Origin of the sequence: Micromonospora sp. NPDC049107, from assembly GCF_040648595.1 — a bacterium.
GTDB lineage: Bacteria > Actinomycetota > Actinomycetes > Mycobacteriales > Micromonosporaceae > Micromonospora.
In genome coordinates this window covers 651,079-668,398 of the sequence record NZ_JBEZEC010000001.1, presented here as the reverse complement: position 1 = coordinate 668,398, position 17,320 = coordinate 651,079, and the positions used below count along the sequence as shown (strand labels likewise).

15 protein-coding genes are annotated in these 17,320 nt (G+C 72.6%); 8 read left to right on the top strand and 7 right to left on the bottom strand.

Going from position 1 to position 17,320, the window contains the following annotated elements:
- The first annotated feature begins 75 nt into the window (after positions 1 to 75).
- The gene (locus AB0B55_RS02820) at positions 76 to 369 is read left to right on the top strand and encodes a DivIVA domain-containing protein (protein WP_357118141.1); all 294 of its coding nucleotides are present in this window, start codon (positions 76 to 78) and stop codon (positions 367 to 369) included.
- 50 nt (positions 370 to 419) lie between these two features.
- Positions 420 to 647 (top strand): hypothetical protein, encoded by a 228-nt coding sequence (locus tag AB0B55_RS02815; RefSeq protein ID WP_357119414.1) that lies wholly within the window; start codon positions 420 to 422, stop codon positions 645 to 647.
- Here the strand turns inward: AB0B55_RS02815 and AB0B55_RS02810 are convergent.
- Both AB0B55_RS02810 and AB0B55_RS02805 read right to left on the bottom strand, forming a co-directional pair.
- On the bottom strand, positions 632 to 1,564 hold the full coding sequence (locus AB0B55_RS02810) for an HNH endonuclease (RefSeq protein ID WP_357118138.1): 933 nt from the start codon (positions 1,562 to 1,564) through the stop codon (positions 632 to 634). The two genes, AB0B55_RS02815 and AB0B55_RS02810, sit on opposite strands and share 16 nt — an antisense overlap.
- Before the next feature lie 26 nt (positions 1,565 to 1,590).
- A complete protein-coding gene (locus AB0B55_RS02805; RefSeq protein ID WP_357118135.1) occupies positions 1,591 to 2,235 on the bottom strand; it encodes a hypothetical protein in 645 nt (214 codons plus the stop codon).
- A gap of 162 nt (positions 2,236 to 2,397) precedes the next feature.
- Here AB0B55_RS02805 and AB0B55_RS02800 point away from each other — a divergent pair, with 162 nt between their 5' ends.
- Positions 2,398 to 2,808, top strand: a complete 411-nt coding sequence (locus tag AB0B55_RS02800; RefSeq protein ID WP_357118132.1) for a hypothetical protein — start codon at positions 2,398 to 2,400, stop codon at positions 2,806 to 2,808.
- Between the two features lie 128 nt (positions 2,809 to 2,936).
- Here the strand turns inward: AB0B55_RS02800 and AB0B55_RS02795 are convergent, their stop codons facing one another.
- On the bottom strand, positions 2,937 to 4,715 hold the full coding sequence (locus AB0B55_RS02795; protein ID WP_357119411.1) for an ABC transporter ATP-binding protein: 1,779 nt from the start codon (positions 4,713 to 4,715) through the stop codon (positions 2,937 to 2,939).
- A 93-nt stretch (positions 4,716 to 4,808) separates the two neighbouring features.
- Between AB0B55_RS02795 and AB0B55_RS02790 the strand changes: the two genes are divergently transcribed.
- Both AB0B55_RS02790 and AB0B55_RS02785 read left to right on the top strand, forming a co-directional pair.
- A complete protein-coding gene (locus tag AB0B55_RS02790; RefSeq protein ID WP_357118129.1) occupies positions 4,809 to 5,237 on the top strand; it encodes a MarR family winged helix-turn-helix transcriptional regulator in 429 nt (142 codons plus the stop codon).
- A 163-nt stretch (positions 5,238 to 5,400) separates the two neighbouring features.
- Complete coding sequence (locus AB0B55_RS02785) at positions 5,401 to 7,185, top strand: N-acetylglutaminylglutamine amidotransferase (protein ID WP_357118126.1); 1,785 nt, start codon at positions 5,401 to 5,403, stop codon at positions 7,183 to 7,185.
- Between the two features lie 44 nt (positions 7,186 to 7,229).
- Here AB0B55_RS02785 and AB0B55_RS02780 read toward each other — a convergent pair whose 3' ends face one another.
- The 3 genes from AB0B55_RS02780 to AB0B55_RS02770 all read right to left on the bottom strand — a co-directional run bounded on the left by AB0B55_RS02780 (position 7,230) and on the right by AB0B55_RS02770 (position 10,019).
- Positions 7,230 to 8,363, bottom strand: coding sequence for a glutamate--cysteine ligase (locus tag AB0B55_RS02780; RefSeq protein ID WP_357169786.1), 1,134 nt, complete (start codon positions 8,361 to 8,363; stop codon positions 7,230 to 7,232).
- A gap of 91 nt (positions 8,364 to 8,454) precedes the next feature.
- Positions 8,455 to 9,663, bottom strand: a complete 1,209-nt coding sequence (locus tag AB0B55_RS02775; protein ID WP_357169783.1) for a sigma-70 family RNA polymerase sigma factor — start codon at positions 9,661 to 9,663, stop codon at positions 8,455 to 8,457.
- Between the two features lie 2 nt (positions 9,664 to 9,665).
- Positions 9,666 to 10,019, bottom strand: a complete 354-nt coding sequence (locus tag AB0B55_RS02770) for a YciI family protein (protein ID WP_357118117.1) — start codon at positions 10,017 to 10,019, stop codon at positions 9,666 to 9,668.
- Between the two features lie 266 nt (positions 10,020 to 10,285).
- Between AB0B55_RS02770 and fxsA the strand changes: the two genes are divergently transcribed.
- The 3 genes from fxsA to AB0B55_RS02755 are packed head-to-tail and all read left to right on the top strand — an operon-like array spanning position 10,286 to position 13,385.
- Positions 10,286 to 10,477 carry an FxSxx-COOH cyclophane-containing RiPP peptide gene (gene fxsA, locus AB0B55_RS02765; protein WP_357118114.1) on the top strand — a complete coding sequence of 64 codons (192 nt, stop codon included), beginning with the start codon at positions 10,286 to 10,288 and terminating at the stop codon, positions 10,475 to 10,477.
- 47 nt (positions 10,478 to 10,524) lie between these two features.
- Positions 10,525 to 11,691: an FxsB family cyclophane-forming radical SAM/SPASM peptide maturase gene (locus tag AB0B55_RS02760; RefSeq protein WP_357169780.1), complete on the top strand. Its 1,167-nt coding sequence runs from the start codon at positions 10,525 to 10,527 to the stop codon at positions 11,689 to 11,691.
- Positions 11,688 to 13,385 (top strand): HEXXH motif-containing putative peptide modification protein, encoded by a 1,698-nt coding sequence (locus tag AB0B55_RS02755; RefSeq protein ID WP_357118108.1) that lies wholly within the window; start codon positions 11,688 to 11,690, stop codon positions 13,383 to 13,385. The genes AB0B55_RS02760 and AB0B55_RS02755 overlap by 4 nt, the downstream gene beginning before the upstream one ends.
- A 23-nt stretch (positions 13,386 to 13,408) precedes the next feature.
- On the opposite strand, the gene fxsT is transcribed toward AB0B55_RS02755, so the two are convergent.
- Entirely contained in the window at positions 13,409 to 17,320 is a 3,912-nt protein-coding gene (fxsT, locus tag AB0B55_RS02750; protein WP_357169777.1) for an FxSxx-COOH system tetratricopeptide repeat protein, read from the bottom strand.

Sequence of the window (17,320 nt, the reverse complement as noted above, 5' to 3'; positions counted from 1 at the left end):
CGCCCCGCGCGCGGGGGGGGGGGGGGGGGGCCCCCCCCCCCCCCCCGACCCCGCCTGCCCGCAGAGAGGATCGCCGTGGCTCAGGTGTATCGAGGAAGCCAACCCCTGCCGGCCGGCTACCCCGCCCGGCTGACGCCGTACGAGGTGCGGACCCGCGAGTTCGCCGCCCGCCGGCCCGGCGTCGACCCCGATGAGGTACGCGAGTTCCAGGCCCGCGTGGCCGACGAGCTGAGCACGCTGAACGAGACGGTACGGCTGCTCAGTCAGGAGAACACCCGGCTCGGACGGGCACTGCGCGACTGGCAGACCATGCATGCTCGGGAGTGCCGGCCGCCGCACGAGCAGCACCCCGACGTCCGCGACTGGTGACCTCGCGCCCCTCCCCCGGCGACCTGCTCGTCATCGACGGGCGAGCCTCGATGCAGTTCGCCGGGGAACGCGCCCTGACCTTCCGCGTCGTCTCAGTCTGCACCCGGCCGACCTACCAGGGCTGGGCCTGGTTGATCGGCTACGTCATCGACCGCCGAGGCGTCGCGACCGCCAAACGGGAGATCTTCGTTCAACTCATCGGCCTGACAGCGGCCGAGTCATCGCATGAGACCGGAGGGCGCTCAGCGCAGGCAAGACCGGATCAAGCCGCCCTGTAGACGGTGTCGAGATGCCATTCGAGGAAGTCAGCGCGTGGCCGATCGCTGCGTCGTTCCGGCAACGCGATCTGTTCACCAGCCTTCGCATAGAACTGGTCGCCGTTGCCGAACTCGCTGCGAAGCCGGGGACTGACCAGTAGGCGATGCTTCGGATCGACACCGAGGTAGCCACGGTCGAAGAGGATGTGCACGTCGGACTTGAGCAATAGGCCATTGTCCAGCCGATGCTCGCCGCCGAGCGGGAGCGGACGGATGTGCGCAGCCTGCAACACGGGCTGGACTCTGTTGCCGGTGATCGCACAACGCCGGCCGTAGGCCCCCAGGACCACCGCCTTGAACGACTGTTGCCCGAGCCGTTGGGGCACCAGCCGCGGATCGCCGTAGACGGGACCGGGGCGGTGCCACGGACCACTCAGGTCGACCGCCGCCGTCGTCCCGATCAGACGATGGATCAGCAGATCGAAGTACGCCGCAGCATCAGCGTCGGCCAGGTTGTAGGTCTTGCCCTGCACGACGTTCGGCGCGAATCGTGGCGGTGGATCAGCGGTCGACTCGTCGGGGAAGAAGGTCACGTCGCGGACGAAGATACAGCCGATGATCGGGTCCTCCCCGGCACCGATCGCCTGCTTGCGGTAACGCCCGACACTGCGGCGCATCTCGTCGATACTCGAGGCGCCGTTGGCTTCGCCGAAAAGGTCCCAGGCCTCGGAGATCCGCAGCTGGGTGAAGCCGCTGAAGAAGCCGCCGCCCACCACCCGGTTCAGCGGAGAGTGTGCCTTGAACAAGAAGGGCTCACCGGGCGTGAGAGCGCGGAAGGTGCCACCGGAGGGCCGCCAGAAGTTGACCTCGTTCAGCGCGGGCCGCTCGGCCAGATAGCGGTACCACCTCTCGTCGGTCACACCCACGAACGCCTTCACATCGAACAGCGTGCGTCAAAGTGGATCTAAAGACCACCATCTGAACGGTCACCAGCGGGCGCGTCGCGACGGCCACTGTCCTCAGGAACATCGTGCACGGGCACTGAGAGCGCGGCAGCCGTACCCGCTGGCCGGCTGAGCAGCGCCTGCCGCAGCGCCGCCGACTGCTCCACCGACCCACCGCGGACACCGAGGCTCCGTCGAGCCGCCCGGTAGTAGTCATCGCGGGCCTCGTTGACCCGGGCCAGCATCTCGGAGATGTCAGACGATGGATCGACGATGGATCGGGCGAGCCGTTCCACCTGCCAGACCGCATCGCGCCAGTTGGCGGCGGCGGCGACCGTCGGCTCGTCGCCGAGCAGCAACAGGTTCTCCCAGACGATGGTCCTTCGCGCGTCGGACTCGGCCAGCCGGGCCAGACCGCCCTCCCGGTCGATCGGGTGGCTATGCGACTCCGGCCGCAGGTCAGCCGTCATCCGCAGCGCCACCGCGTAACTCTCCTTGAGGGCGTGCGCGTAGTCGACGTACGCATCGAGCCGCCGCTCGTCCCAGCGGGTGCTTTGGCTGCGCCGCCACCGTGCGCGATCGGTCAGGGTAGTGGCGAGGATCGTGCCCAGGGTGCCGACCAGCACACCGAGAAGTGCCGGAAGCTGCGTCACGAATGTACCCACGACGCCGAGGTTGTCAGCACCGGGCAACCCGCGCCAGCCCCGACCCGATGGTCCAGATCAGGCACGGTCCGACTCCGAGCGCCGCCGACGCGTCCGGGACTGATGATCTAGGCTGACGCCCGTCGAGATGCGGGGCAGGAACTGAGTGGCAGGTGGGGAGCAGTGGGCGTCTCAGTAGCTCGCTTTCACGTGGATTCCGGCCCGAGTCCCCTGTTCGCCCGTGTCCATCAGGTGCTCACCGGAGTTCGACCGCTTCGGCTGCACGGGGCGCATCTGCGTCAGCGGGTCGATGGGCACGACGCTCCCCTAGCCGATCTGGAGAAGTTCGATCCGGAGGCATGGGAGCTCATTCTCGTGGAAGCACGGACAGACACCGGGAAGTTCGTGTCGACAACCTGGCGACGCCGCTATCCCGACGGGACCTGGTGGGTCGTGGTCGGATTTGGCGACACGGTCCGAACGCTCTACCGCGCCTCACCCACGAAGCAAGGACGAGGCGAGGGCATCGTGACGCATGGCCCTCTCTGGGAACTCGCCGATCGCGTGAACGCGCAGCTGATCCTCGACAGTTGATATTGGCCAGTCCTGCACCCCCGCGTCAGCTCCGGCGAGTCGCCAGGATGGTGAGGGTTTCCCGGCGTACGGCGACGGCCTCGCCCTCCCGGCGACGGTGGGCGAAGGACGGGCCGAGCGCGCGACGTTCAGGCCGCCAGCGCGGCGTAGCGGCCGTTGCGGTCCAACAGGCTGCCGTGGGTGCCGGCCTCGACGATGCGGCCGTGGTCGAGGACGGCGATCTGGTCGGCGTCGCGGACGGTGGAGAGGCGGTGGGCGATGGTGATGGTGGTACGACCCTGGGCGAGCACGTCGAACGCCCTCTGCACGGCGCGTTCGGTCTCGGTGTCCAGGGCGCTGGTGGCCTCGTCGAGGACCAGGATGCGCGGGTCGCGCAGCAGCGTACGGGCGATGGCGAGCCGTTGCTTCTCACCGCCGGAGAACCGGTGCCCACGGGAGCCGACCTCGGTGTCGTACCCGTCGGGGAGCGCGACGATGAGGTCGTGGATCTGGGCGGCGCGGGCGGCGGCCTCGATCTCGGCGTCGGTGGCGTCCGGCCGGGCGTAGCGCAGGTTCTCCCGGACGGTGGTGTGCAGCAGGTACGTCTCCTGGCTGACCACGCCGACGATCGCGGCCAGGTCGGCCAGGCGCAGGTCGCGCAGGTCGACGCCGTCGATGGTGACGCGGCCGGCGGTCGGGTCGTGCAGGCGGCTGACCAGGCCCGCGAGGGTGCTCTTGCCGGATCCGGTCTCGCCGACGAGGGCGAGGCTGGTGCCGGCGGGCACGTCGAGGGTGATGCCGGCGAGGGCGGCGGTGTCGCTGCCCGGGTAGCCGAAGGTGACGTCTTCCAGGCGCAGGTGACCCTGGACCCGGGCCGGGTCGAGGCGGACCGGTTCGGCGGGGTCGTCCACGTCGACCGGCAGGTCGAGGTATTCGAAGATGCGGGCGAACAGGGCCAGCGACGCGGTCAGCGACACGCCCACGTTGAGCAGGCCCATCAGCGGCCGGAACAGGCCGCCCTGCAGGGCGGTGAAGGCGACCAGGGTGCCGATGCTCAGTGTCCCGGCGGCGCCGGGCAGGCCAGCGGCGAGGTAGATGACGGCCGGTACGGCGGCGAAGATGATGCTCATCGAGGCCATCCGCCAGCGTCCGGCCAGCTCGCTGCGCAGCTCCAGGTCGACGAGCCGCTCCGAGGAGGCGGTGAACCGGTCGACCAGCGCGGGGCCGGTGCCGAGGGTCTTGGCGAGCTGCACCCCGCTGATGGACAGCCCCTCCTCCACCGTGACGTTGAGGTCGGCGAGTTCGCGTTGGCGCTGGGCGGTGATCTCGCGGCGCATCCGGGCGACCCGACGGGTCAGCCAGATGGCCGGTGGCAGCACCACGAGCGAGACCAGGGAGAGCTGCCAGGAGAGCGCGACCATCGCGACGGCGGTGGCGACCACGGTGGTGAGGTTGGCCGCGACGGCGGTGGCGGTGGACGTGACCACCGACTGCATGCCGCCGATGTCGTTGGTGATGCGCGACTGCACCTCGCCGGTGCGGGTGCGGGTGAAGAAGCCCAGCGACTGCCGCTGGAGGTGACGGAACACGTCGGTGCGCAGCCGGTGCATGACCCGCTGCCCGACCTGGGTGGAGATCCAGGTCTGGACGACGCCGAGCGCGGCGGTCACGGCGGCGACGGCGACCATGCCGAGGACCAGCCAGACCAGCAGGGTCACGTCACCCTGCGGGAGGGCCTGGTCGATCACGGTACGGAGCAGGAACGGGCTCGCCATCGCGACGATCGAGGAGAGCACGATGATCGCGGTGACGACGGCCAGCGCGGGTCGGTGGGGGGTGAAGAGGCGGCCGATGCGGCGCAGGGACACCTGGCGGGCCTGCTCCTTCTCCTCGGCGCTGACGGTGCGGTGGCCGCGGTCGCGGCCCATCGGGGTGGGTTCCAAGGGGAACTCCTTCCGGAAGGATATGCTGAGGTTACCTCAACATGAGGGAACAACAGCATCGGCTGCTACCGTATTCCGGTGACCGAGGACACCACCGACAGCGGCGACGAGAGCCTGGCCGAGACGTTCTGGGCGGTCGCGTCCCGCCTGCGCCGGCAGACCCGCGAGTCACTGGCCCCGTGGGACGTCACCCCCAGCCAGGCCCGGGCGCTGGGCGTGCTCGGCCGGCACGGCGAGGTACGCCCCGGCACCCTCGCCGAGCACCTGCGCATCGCGCCCCGCTCGGCCACCGAGGTCGTCGACGACCTCCAGGCCCGGGGGCTCGTCGAGCGGCGACCCGACCCGGCCGACCGGCGGGCCACCCTGGTCGCGCCGACCGCCGAGGGCACCCGGGTCAGCGCCGCCATCCGGGCCGCCCGCCGCGCCGAGGCGGACCGCTTCTTCGGCCACCTCCCCGACACCGACCGGGCCGAGCTGGCCCGCATCCTGCGCACCCTGCGCACCTGATGTAAGGAAGGGCACCTTATTAACGCCTGGTGTATAAGAAGGGGCCCTTCCTTACATCAGGGCTCTGGTTTACCTGGCTTGTGTGCGGGTAGCCAGCCGCCCCGTTCGTCGCTGCGGCGGGACCGGCCGCCACCGCGCCGGGAAGCGCGACAGGAGACGCCCGATGTGCGGGATCAGCGGAGAGGCACGCTTCGACGGCCGACCGCCCGACGCGGCGGCGGTCACCCGGATGACCGAGGCGATGCGCTCCCGCGGACCGGACGCCGAGGGCCTGCTGACCGACGACTGGGTGACCCTCGGGCACCGCCGGTTGACCATCATCGACCTGTCCGACGCCGGCGCCCAGCCGATGGCGCGCGACGATCTGGGCCTGGCGCTGGTCTTCAACGGCTGCGTCTACAACTACCCGGAGCTGCGCGAGGAGCTACAGAACGCCGGGTACGCCTTCAGATCCACCAGCGACACCGAGGTGATCCTGGTGGCGTACGCGCACTGGGGCGAACGTTTCGTCGACCACCTGGTCGGCATGTTCGCAATCGGCCTGGTCGACCGGGTCCGGCGACGCCTCGTGCTGGCCCGCGACCGGCTCGGCATCAAACCGCTCTACCTCGCCGAGAGTCCCGGACGGCTCCGGTTCGCCTCCACCCTGCCCGCGCTACTGCGCGCCGGGGACGTCGACACCGGCATCGATCCGGTGGCGCTGCACCACTACCTGTCCTGGCACTCCATCGTGCCCGCGCCGCGGACCGTGCTGCGCGGCGTCCGCAAGCTGCCACCGGCCACCCTGCGGATCGTCGAGGCCGACGGGCGCAGCCGGGAGCAGGTGTACTGGCAACCCGACTACGTGCGGGAACCCGCCGACGCGCGGATGGACGCCGCCGACTGGCGGGCCGCCGTCGGGGACGCGCTGCGCACGGCGGTACGCCGCCGGCTCGTGGCCGACGTCCCGGTCGGTGTGCTGCTCTCCGGCGGTCTGGACTCCAGCCTCATCGTGGCGCTGCTCGCCGAGGCCGGTCAGGCGCACCTGCGCACGTTCAGCATCGGCTTCGACAGTCGGGGCGACGAGTCCGGCGACGAGTTCCACTACTCCGACCTGGTGGCCCGCGCGTACGACACCGACCACCAGCGGATCCGGCTCGCCGACGACGACCTGGCGCCCGCCGTCCGCAACGCCGTGCGGGCCATGACCGAGCCGATGGGCAGCCACGACGTGGTCGCCTTCCACCTGCTGTCGGAACAGGTGGGGAAGCACGTGAAGGTGGCCCAGTCCGGGCAGGGCGCGGACGAGGTGTTCGCCGGCTACGGCTACCACCAGCCGCTGGTCGACGCACCTCGGCACGGTGCCGCCGAGACGTTCGCGGCGGCGTTCTTCGACCGGGACCACGATGGGCTGCGTGCCGTCGTCGGCCCGGCGTACGCGCTGGACCACGACGCCAGCCGGGACCTGCTCGCCGGGCATCTCGACGCGCCCGGGGCGCAGACCGCGCTGGACGCGGTGCTGCGCCTGGACACCCACCTGATGCTGCCCGACGACCCGGTCAAGCGGGTGGACAGCATGAGCATGGCGTGGGGGTTGGAGGTGCGCACGCCGTTCCTCGACCAGGACCTGGTGGCCCTCGCCGCGCACTGCCCGCCGGAGCACAAGGTGGCGCAGGGCGGCAAAGGCGTGCTCAAGGAGGTGGCCCGGGAGGTGCTGCCGGCCGAGGTGATCGACCGGCCGAAGGGTTACTTTCCGGTGCCGGCGCTGCGCAACGTGGACGGACCGGTGCGCGAACTGGTCGCGGAGGCGTTGCAGGCCCCGGCGGCCCGCGAGCGAGGCCTCTTCCGCCCCGAGTACGTCTCGCGTCTGCTCGCCGAGCCGGACCGGGCCGAGGCGGCCGCCGGCAGCAACAAGCTGTGGCAGCTCGGCCTGCTGGAGCTGTGGCTACAGACCCACGGCATCACCTGAGCCACCGCCGACTCCTGCGGCCGAAACGGGAGCGGCCCGGCCCGTCAGGCGGCGGCGGTCTGGGCGGCGAGGTCGTCGATGACGGCACGCAGGTCGCCGGTGTCGTCGAGCACCCGGCGCTGTCGGGTCGCGCCGGTGCCGTCGCGGCGCAGCCGGGCCAGTTGGGCCAGGACGTAGCCGAGGTCGCCGTGCCGCAGCAGCGCCGGGGCGATCGTCGCCATCAGGTCGTCGACCAGGTCCCAGGCCGGGCGGGCGCCGCCGGCCCGCAGGTCGATCAGCTCGCCGTCGAGGCCGTCGTGGGCGGCCCGCCAGTGCGCCGCGGCGACGAGGCAGTCGCGCACTCCCGGGGCGGGCACACCGGCGCGTACGTCGTCGGCGAGCGTCGCGACCAGGCTGCGGACCAGGGCGGCGACCAGCACCGCGTCGTCCACCGTCGGGCAGACGTCGCCGACGCGCACCTCGACGGTCGGGTACGCCGACGACGGCCGGGCGTACCAGTACACCATCGCGGCGTCCAGCATGACGCCGGCGGCGATCAGCTCGTCGACCGTGCGGTCGTAGTCGGTGACCGACTCGAAGTACGGGGTGGGGCCGATGCTGGGCCAGCGTTCCAACTGCATCGACCGCCAACTGGCGTGGCCGGTGTCGTACCCGTCGTGCAGCGGCGAGTTGGTGGTGAGGGCCTGCACCACCGGCAGCCACACCCGCAGGTGGTTGCAGACCTGCACGGCCAGTTCCCGGTCCGGCAGCCCGACGTGCACGTGACACCCGCAGACGGCCGGATCGTGTGCCACCGGCCCGTACCGGCGCGACATGGCGTGGTAGCGCGGCTCGTCGGGCACCGTCCGGTGCGGCTCGGCCACCGGTGTCGCGCCGACGGCGACGAGCCGGGCCCCGGCCCGGGCGGCGGCCTCGACGGCCGATCGCCGCAGCGCCACCAGGTGGGTACGGAGTTCGTCGAGGTCGGCGCAGACCGGGGTGACCATCTCGACCATGCTGTGCCGGAACTCCTGGCGGCTCTGGTCGCGGGCCGGGCCGCGCAGGGCGGCCCGCACCTCGTCGGCGACCGCCAGGTTGCCGCCGCTGGCCGGGTCGAGCAGCAGGAACTCCTCCTCGACGCCGAGGGTGAGGGTGCCGAGGTCGGCAACGGCGTCGACGGTCGCCGGTCGGTACGCCATCTCCGCCTCCATCCACTGCTGCGGCCACGGGCGGGCAGCCGGGCCGGCGGGCGGCTCGGTTTCCCGGCGCGGGCGGTCGGCAAACGCGCGGTCAGCCCGCAGCCAGCGCCGCCGCCCGCGCGGTGAGGAAGGCCCGTTCGGCCGCGTTGTCCGTCAACGCCACGGCCGTCCGGTACGCCTCGACAGCCTCGGCGTCGCGGCCGAGCCGGGCCAGCAGGTCGGCGCGGACCACGTGCCGCACGTGGTATCCGGGCAGGTCGAGCCGGTCCACCTCGTTCAGCGCCACGGCCGCGCCGGCAACCTCGGCGAGCGCGACGGCCCGGTTCAGCGCCACCACCGGGCCCGGGGCGACGACCGTGAGCTGGTCGTACAGCGTGAGGATCTGTCCCCAGTCGGTGTCGGCGGCGCGGGGCGCGACGCTGTGCACGGCGGCGATCGCGGCCTGGATCTGGTACGGCCCCGGCCGGCCGCGGCGCAGGCAGCGGCGCACCAGCGCCTGCCCCTCGGCGACGAACGCGGCTTCCCACCGGCTCCGGTCCTGCTCGGGCAGCGGCACGAGGTCACCGCCGGCGGTGGTGCGGGCGACTCGGCGGGATTCGGTGAGCAGCATCAGCGCGAGCAATCCCAGCGCCTCCGGCTCGTCCGGCATCAGCTCGACGAGCAGCCGGGCCAGCCGGATCGCCTCGGCGCACAGGTCGGCGCGGACCAGGTGCGGGCCGGTGCTGGCCGTGTAACCCTCGTTGAAGATCAGGTACAGCACCGCGAGGACGCCGTGCAGCCGGTCGGGCAGGTCGGCGTCGCTCGGCACCCGGTACGGGATGCGCGCGTGGCGGATCTTCGACTTGGCGCGGACCAACCGCTGCGCCATGGTCGCCTCCGGCACCAGGAACGCGCGGGCGATCTCGGCGGTCCGCAGGCCACCGAGCAGACGCAGGGTGAGCGCGACCCGGGTGGCCGGCGCGAGCGCCGGATGACAGCAGGTGAAGATCAGACGGAGCTGGTCGTCGCGCACGGGCCCCTCCTCGGCGGGTGGGTCGGGGGTGTACAGCAGGGCCGCCTGGGCATGCCGCTCGGCGCGGGTCGCCTCCCGACGCAACCGGTCGATGGCCTGGTTACGGGCGGTGGTGATGACCCAACCGGCCGGGCTGGCTGGTGGGCCGCTGGTCGGCCACCGCCGCAGCGCGATCGTGAAGGCGTCCTGCACGGCCTCCTCGGCGAGGTCGATGTCGCCGAGGAGGCGCACCAGGACGGCGACCGCGCGGCCGTACTCGGCGCGGAACACCGCCTCCACGTCGGGCACGGTCACCCTCCGGCGGCGGACCGGAAGGGGCGGACCTCGATCGGCAGGGTGGTGGCCAGCGCGTAACGGCGGCCCCAGCGCAGAGCCGCGTCCAGGTCCGGAACGTCGATGATGGTGACCCCGCCCAGGTGCTCCTTGCCCTCCACGAACGGTCCGTCGGTGACCAGAACGTCGCCGTCGCGGGGACGCAGCACGGTGGCGGTCTCCGGCCCGTGCAGGCCCTGACCGAACACCCACGACCCGTCCGCGACGAGCTCGTCCCGCAGCTCACCGACCTCGCGCATGACCTGGGCCAGGAACTCCGGCTCCGGTGTCCCGCCGTTGGGCTGGTGCATGCTGAGCAGATAGAGCGCCATCGTTCCTCCTCGCGAGCGGTGGGTCGACGTGACGTCGACCCCTCATCTTCCACACGAACGGCGACCGCCCACATCGACAGGCCGATCGGATCGGTATCGGCCCGCCGACGCCGACGGGCCGTGGCGGTACGCCAGGTAACGGCACGGTGGCCAGCGCGTACGGGGTACGGTGTCGCGCCCTCGCGGGTCGGCTGCGATGGTGTAGAAAGGCGGAGTGAGCGCAGCGGTGACTCAGGTGCCGGTCTTCGAGCGAAGGACGGTCCACCGTGGCTGACCACGACCAGCCGCCCATCCCGCACGCTGTCGGCACCGCGCTGGTGCAGCTCGGCGACGTACCCCTGGCGGACCTGTTGGCCGGTGCCGGTGACGGCGTCCTGGCGCACGTGCTGGGCGCGCTGGCCGCCGAGGGCGAGCCGGGTCGGCCCGGCGACGTGTCGGCCTTCGAGTCGAGCTTCTGACCGTGCCGGCCGACGCCCCGCCGTCGGCCACCCGAGACCGCCCTGCCGTGGCCACGCCGCACATCCGGCAGGTGGTGCTGAAGGTCCACTCGCGGTGCAACCTGGCCTGCGACTACTGCTACGTCTACCGCCACGCCGACCAGGACTGGCGGTCCCGGCCCCGGATCATGGCCCCCGGGACCGTGAGCCGGGTCGCCGACCGGCTCGCCGCCCATCTGGCCCGGCACGGCGCCGACCGCGTCCGGGTGGTGCTGCACGGCGGTGAGCCGCTGCTCGCCGGTCTCGCCGTGCTCGACCGGACGGTCCGCACGCTGCGGGCCGCGCTGCCCACCGGGGTCACGCTCGATGTCGCGATGCAGACCAACGGGCTGCTGCTCGACGAGGCGGCGCTCGACCTGTGTCACACGCACGGCATCGACGTCGGCGTGAGCGTGGACGGTGACCGTACGGCCAACGACCGTCACCGCCGTCACGCCGATGGGCGCGGCAGCTACGCCGAGGTGGCCAGGGCGCTGCGCCTGCTGGCCCGACCCGAACACCGCGCCCGCTACGCCGGTCTGCTGTGCACCGTGGACCTGGCCAACGATCCGGTCACCGTCTACGAGGGCCTGCGGGAGTTCGACCCGCCCCGGCTGGACCTGCTGCTCCCGCACGGCAACTGGAGCGCTCCCCCACCCGGGCGTCACCCCGACGACCCCGCCACCCCGTACGCGGACTGGCTGATCGCCGTCTTCGACCGCTGGTACACCGAGCGGCCCCGGCGGACCGGCATCCGACTCTTCGAGTCGCTGATCGCGCTGCTGCTGGGCGGTCGCAGCGGCACGCAGGCGCTGGGCGTCACCGATCCGGACGTCATGACGATCGAGACCGACGGCACCATCGAGGGCACCGACACGCTCAAGACCACCAGCGCCGCGGCGATGCGGACCGGCTTCGACGTCTTCCGGCACAGCTTCGACGACGCGCTGCGGCACCCGTCGCTGGCGGGGCGTCCCACCGGGATCGCGGCGCTCGCCCCGGCCTGCCGGGCCTGCCCGGTCGTCGGCGTCTGCGGCGGCGGCCTGTACGCGCACCGGTTCCGCGACGGCGACGGCTTCACCCACCCCTCGGTCTACTGTGCCGACCTGTTCCGGCTGATCCGGCACGTGCAGGAGAGGGTGACCGCCGACCTGGCGGCGCTGCGCGATCGGAGCGTGCCGGCGGTACGCCCGTGACGGGCCCGTTGACGGCGAGACAACTCGCCGGGCTGGCCGCCGGCCACGGTGACGCCGACACCATCGCCGTGTTGCGCGGCGGGCAGCTCGGTCGCCGCCGGCTGCTGACCGTGGCCGCGGCCCGCGCCTGCCGCGACCAGCCGCTGGTGCGGCAGAGTCTGGAGCTGCTCACCCGGGCCGAGCACGCCGAACCGGCGACGGTCGCCGCGGTGCTGGCCCATCCACCGGTGACCGGTTGGGCCCGCGCCGCGCTCGACGGCGCGGCGGGCCCCACCTATCTGGCGACGCTCGCCACGGCGGCGGCGGTCCGCGCCGGCCTGACGTTCACGCTGACGCTGCCCCGCCCGGCCGACGGTGTGCTGCCGCTGCCGACCGTCGGGGCGGCCACGGGCCTGCGCGCCGATGGCGCGATCCGACTGCGCGGCGCGACCGGCACGCTGCGGATCGACGGCGGCGCGGACGACGGCGGAGTGTGCGTCGACGCCCGCGCCGGTCGGCTGCTGGACGCGGGCGACGGCGGGATCGAGTGGCAGCCGGCACGCCGGACCGTGCCGTTCGACGCGGCCGGGGTGCTCGTCGACGACCAGGACCCGTGGCGCGACTGCTACCACCGGCCGTCCGCGCCACGGCTGGACGACGCGGGGGCGGCCCGGCTGGACCGTCTCGCCGCCGGGGCCGGGCAGTGGCTGCGCGAGCACCTTCCGGCGCACGTCGACGCGCTGGCCGGGCTGCTGCGCTCGCTCGTGCCGCTGCGTCCGCCGCCCTCGGGCAACCCGGTGAGCGCCACCAGCAGGGACGCGCTGGGAGCCATCGCGCTCTCCGTGCCGGCCGACGCGCAGACCCTCGCGTTGCTGCTCGTGCACGAGGCGCAGCACACGAAACTCGGCGCGCTCCTCGACCTCGTCCCGCTGCACAGCGAGGGTGGGCCGGCGCGCTACCGGGCGCCGTGGCGGCTGGACCCGCGCCCGGTCGGCGCGCTGCTCCAGGGCGCGTACGCCCACCTCGGGGTGGCCGAGGTGTGGCGGCAGCGCCGGCACGAGGGCAGCGCCGCCGCGTTCGAGTACGCGTACTGGCGGGAGCAGACCGTCCGCGCGGTCCGGCAGCTCGCCGGGGCGACCGAGCTGACCGCGGTCGGCCGGTCGTTCGTGACCGACATGGCCCGCACGTTGCACGGCTGGCGTGACCCGCTCGACGGCCCGGTCGAGGCCGCCGCGCGGGACGTCGCGGACGCCGGCGCGGTGCGCTGGGGCCTGGCCAACCTGCGGCCCGACCCGGACGGGGTGGCCCGCCTGGCGCGCGCGTGGCGACACGGCGTGCCACCGGCTCTCGACGGCTCACCGTCGACGGTCGTCCCGGCCCCGGCCCGGCCCGCTCTCACCGTGGCCAGTGGCCCCGAGGCCGCCGTCCGCCACCGGCTCCTGGGCGGCGGCGGGCCGCACCGGTCGAGCCCGAGCGACCAGGCGTACGCGGCGGGCAACTGCGAGGACGCGTTGGCCGGGTACCGGCGACGGCTCGCGGCCGACTCCGGCGATGTCGACGCCTGGGTGGGACTCGCCCTGGCCGCCCACCGCACCGGGCAACCGGCGGCGGCACGGATGCTGACCCGCCGGCCCGAGGTGGTGCGGGCGCTCAGCCAGAGCCTCGTGGACGCCGACCCGCTCGCCCTCGCCGCGTGGCTGGCGGCGGCCACCTGACCGACCGCGCCTTGAAACAGGACCTAGAGCAGCGCCGGTTCGATGTAGGCGTTGGAGCGTTCCCGCTGGCGGGCCTGCACCACCCGGGGATTGTCGCCGCCGAAGAGCTGCACGAGTTGCCCGAACGCCTCGTCGTAGAGCGCCCGGCCGGCGTCCGCCTCGCTCTCAGTGCCCTGGCGGCTCAACGCGAGGTTGACCGACGCCGAGAGGGTGTCCGGGTGCTCGGCGCCGAACGCCCGGGTCAGCTCCACGTACGCGGTGGTGTCCAGCAGCAACGCGCTCTCCCGGTCACCGAGGGCGAACAGGTCGTTGGCCAGGTTGAGGGTGGCCAGCAGGGTGTGCGGGTGCCGCTCGCCGAGGTTGGCCAGCAACTGGTCGCGGACCCGCTGGGACAGCTCCCGGGCCTGGGCGTGGTCGCCCTGCTTGCGCAGCAGCACGCCGAGGTTGTTGAGGCAGGCCAGGCTGATGGCGTGCGAGTCGCCGAGCACAGCGTTGTAGCTGATGCTCAGGCGGCGTGCCAACCGTAGGGCGGTCTGGTTGTCACCCACCGCCGACCAGGTCGTGGCGAGGGCCATCTCGGCCGAGAGGGTGTCGGCGTGCTCGGCGCCGAGGGTGCGCTGGTAGCGGACCACCGTCCGCTCGATCAGCCGGTGCGCGTCGGTGAAGCGGCCGAGCTGACGCAGCGTGAGCGCCAACTCCTTGGCAGTCCGCAGGGTCTCCGGATGGTCCGGTCCGTTCACCTTCTGCTGGCTGGTGTACGCGCGTTGCAGGACGCTGTGCGACCGCCACAGCTCGCCGGTGTCGCGCAGGCCGCGCCCGTAGTTGCTGGCCGAGGCCAGGGTGGACGGGTCCTCCTCGCCGAAACGGTCCCGCCGTCGCTCGTGGATGTGCTGGTCGAGCGCGGCCGCGTTACGGAAGTCACCGACCAGCCGCAGCGACACGGCGAGGTTGTTCTCGGCGATCAGCGTACGGCCGCTGTCGTCGCCGAAGCTGCGCACGCTCAACTCCAGCGTGCGCCGGTCCTGCGCCTCGGCCTCGTGGTAGAGCCCCTGGGCGCGCAGGTCCGCGCCGACGCTACGGGCCGTCATCAGGGTGTAGAGGTGATCCTCGCCGAAGATCCGCCGCTGCCGCTCGTAGACATCCCGGTCGATCTCGTACGCCCCGTCGAAGTTGCTCTGCGCGCGCAGCACGTTCGCCAGGTGAAAGCGCATGCGCAGCCGGGTGGGGTCGTCCTCGTCGGTGTCGCGCCACCCGGTCAGCGCATCCTCGGCGAGGGTGCGGCTGCTGTCGTAGTCGCCCCGCCGGTAGAGGTAGCGCACGATGTCCACGACGAGCTGACGCGCCTCGTCCAGGGTGGACAGGTGCAGGCCGCTGGGGCGTACGTGCGGCCACAGCTCGGCGTACTCGGGCCAGTTGACCGGCTTGTCGGGGTCGCGGGGGTTGGCGGCGGCGAGCAGCAGTTGGGCCTGCCGGCGGGCCTCGTCGGGATCGCTGAGCTGGTCCTGGATGACCAACTGGACCAGCCGGTGGATCCGTACCGTGTTGTTCTCGGCGTCGACCTGGGCCAGGCCGTAGCGACCCAGCTCGGCGGTGACCAGGCCCTGCAGGATCGGGTCGGTGAGCGTCGGATCGATCGGCGCCATGAAGCTGGCGAAGCGGTCACCGGTGAGCATGGCGACCGGGATCGGCTCCGGCGCGTAGAACGAGCACAGCTCCAGCAGCCGGGCGGCGGCCGGCTTCTCCTCGCGCAACTGACCGAGGGTGAACAGCCAGGTGGCGGCGAGCGCCTTGGAGTAGCCGGCGGACTGCCGGCCGTCGAGGATGCGCAGCAGGCCGGGCGTGTCCAGCGAGTTCAGGTACTTCTCGACCTGCATGGCGCTGGCCCGCAGGTACGCGGCGCCCTGCTCGACCGCGAGCGGCAGGTCGCCGAGCTTCTCGGCCACCTGGGTGGCCTCGGCCTCACTGAGTCCGCGAACCCGGTCCCGCAGCAGTTGGACGCTCTCGGCGCGGTCGAAGACGGTCAGCTCGGTCGCGGTGGCGTACTCGCTCCAGCTCTGGTCGCGGGTCGTGAGCAGGACGTGGCCGGGGCCCTGCGGCAGTAGCGCGCGGGTGGCGTGGGTGGGCTTGTCGACGTTGTCCAGGATGATCAGCCAGCGCTGGTCGGGCCCGGCGCGGCGCAGCGCGTCGAGCACCCGTCGGGCCGCCTCGGCGCCACCGCCGGTGCCCAGCCCCATCGCCTGCCCGAGGTCGCCGAGGCCGCCGCGGATGCGGTCCTCGCTGTCCGCCGGGATCCACCAGACCAGGTCGTACCCGCGGCCGAAGCGCAGCGCGTACTCGGCGGCGAGCTGGGTCTTGCCCACACCGCCGAGGCCGTGCACGACCTGGATGGCCGAGTCCGGCGAGGTGGTGAGCCGGTCGCGTAGCGCTTCGAGTTGGGCGGCGCGACCGACGAACGGGGTGCCGTGCTGGCGGACGTTGGAGATCGCCGGGAACGGGCCGGGGAAACGGCCGACCGCGCGACCGCCGGCCATGGCGGTCGTCCCGCCGGCGGCATCCAGTAGGCGGGTTCGCGCGGTGGACGGGTCGACGTCGGTGAGGTCCACCGGGCTGTGGTCGCTGTACGGCATCGTCAGCCGCGACTCGTCGACGCGCAGCGGCACCAGCACGCCCGCGCCGCCGAGCTGGTCCCGGCCGGTGGCGTTCTTCCACACCTCGCCGGCGAGGGGCGTGCTGGCGTAGTGCCGGGTGAGGACGGCCAGCACCCGGCTCGCGCCGCTGACGGCCCGGTCGAACTCGGCCCGCCCGCCGGAGAGCACCGGCACGTCCAGCGCGCGACGATCCACCCGCAGCCCGGCGTCCTCCAACTGGTCGGTGATCCACTCGGCCCAGAGCCGGTCTGCCGAGGCGTAGCTGAGCAGCACGGCCTGCTCGGCGGTGAGCCGGCTGCGCTCGAATTCGGTCAGCGAACGGCGTCGGTCCGCCTCGCCGATCGGGTGCAACTGGGTGACGCGCCCGTCGGTGATCACCGAGGCGAGTTGCTCGTACGCGGCCAGCAGGGTGCCGACCTGCTCGGGCCGGTCACCGAACGCGGCGAGGATCTCCTCGTAGGCGTAGAAGGTGCGGTAGGGCACCTCGATGGTGTTCCAGTAGCGGGCGGCCGCCGCCTCCGAGAGGTGGTCGAGGAACGGGGCGAACTCGGTCCGTACCAGGTCGCGCCCGGTCTCCAGCTTGCGCAGCTCGGCGTCCTCGACGCGCATCGGCACCGGCAGCAGCAGCGGCGGGTCGTCCGGGCGCTGGCTGCGGATCGAGCGGGCCACCGCCGCCGCTCCCCGGATGCTCTGGGTGGACATGGTGAAGCAGTTGACCACCAGGTCGGGCAGTTGCACGGTGCAGATGCCGGCCACGTCACTGAGGCCGGTGCGGCTGTCGATCAGCACCACGTCGTACTCGGCGCGCATCTGCGCCCGGACCGCGTCGATGAACGACGCGCCGCCCTGGCGCTCGTAGAAGTTGGCCCAGTCGAAGGTGCTCACCAACCGGGAGTACGCCGAGTCCTGCTGGCCGGCGGCCACGAAGTCGATCACGCCGCCGTGGCTGAAGTCCCAGTTCAGCGAGACCGCACGACGTTGGATCTTGGCGTGGCCGGTGAGGAGTTCCTGGGAGTCCTCGTCCCGGTTGCGCTGCATCGTGGCGATCGAGTAATCCCAGATCATCTCGATGACGCCCGGGGTGGCCCGCAGCTCCTTGTCCCGCAGGAACGGGTGGAAGTAGCGGTGCAGACCCGGAGACTCCAGGTCCCAGTCGACGACCAGCACCTGCAGGCCCTGACTCGCGAGGATCCAGGCCACGTTGGCCAGCGCCATCGTGCGACCGGTGCCACCCTTGTACGAGTAGAAGGTCACGATCTGGCCGCGTGCCGTCTCGTTCAGCGCCAT

Bases quoted from the DNA above. Each gene is read 5' to 3' on its own strand.
- AB0B55_RS02815 (WP_357119414.1), top strand. From the start codon at position 420: ATGCAGTTCGCCGGGGAACGCGCCCTGACCTTCCGCGTCGTCTCAGTC.
- AB0B55_RS02795 (WP_357119411.1), bottom strand. From the start codon at position 4,715: ATGGGCCGCGACCGCGGCCACCGCACCGTCAGCGCCGAGGAGAAGGAG.
- AB0B55_RS02785 (WP_357118126.1), top strand. From the start codon at position 5,401: ATGTGCGGGATCAGCGGAGAGGCACGCTTCGACGGCCGACCGCCCGAC.
- AB0B55_RS02780 (WP_357169786.1), bottom strand. From the start codon at position 8,363: ATGGCGTACCGACCGGCGACCGTCGACGCCGTTGCCGACCTCGGCACC.
- AB0B55_RS02770 (WP_357118117.1), bottom strand. From the start codon at position 10,019: ATGGCGCTCTATCTGCTCAGCATGCACCAGCCCAACGGCGGGACACCG.
- fxsT (WP_357169777.1), bottom strand. From the start codon at position 17,320: ATGGCGCTGAACGAGACGGCACGCGGCCAGATCGTGACCTTCTACTCG.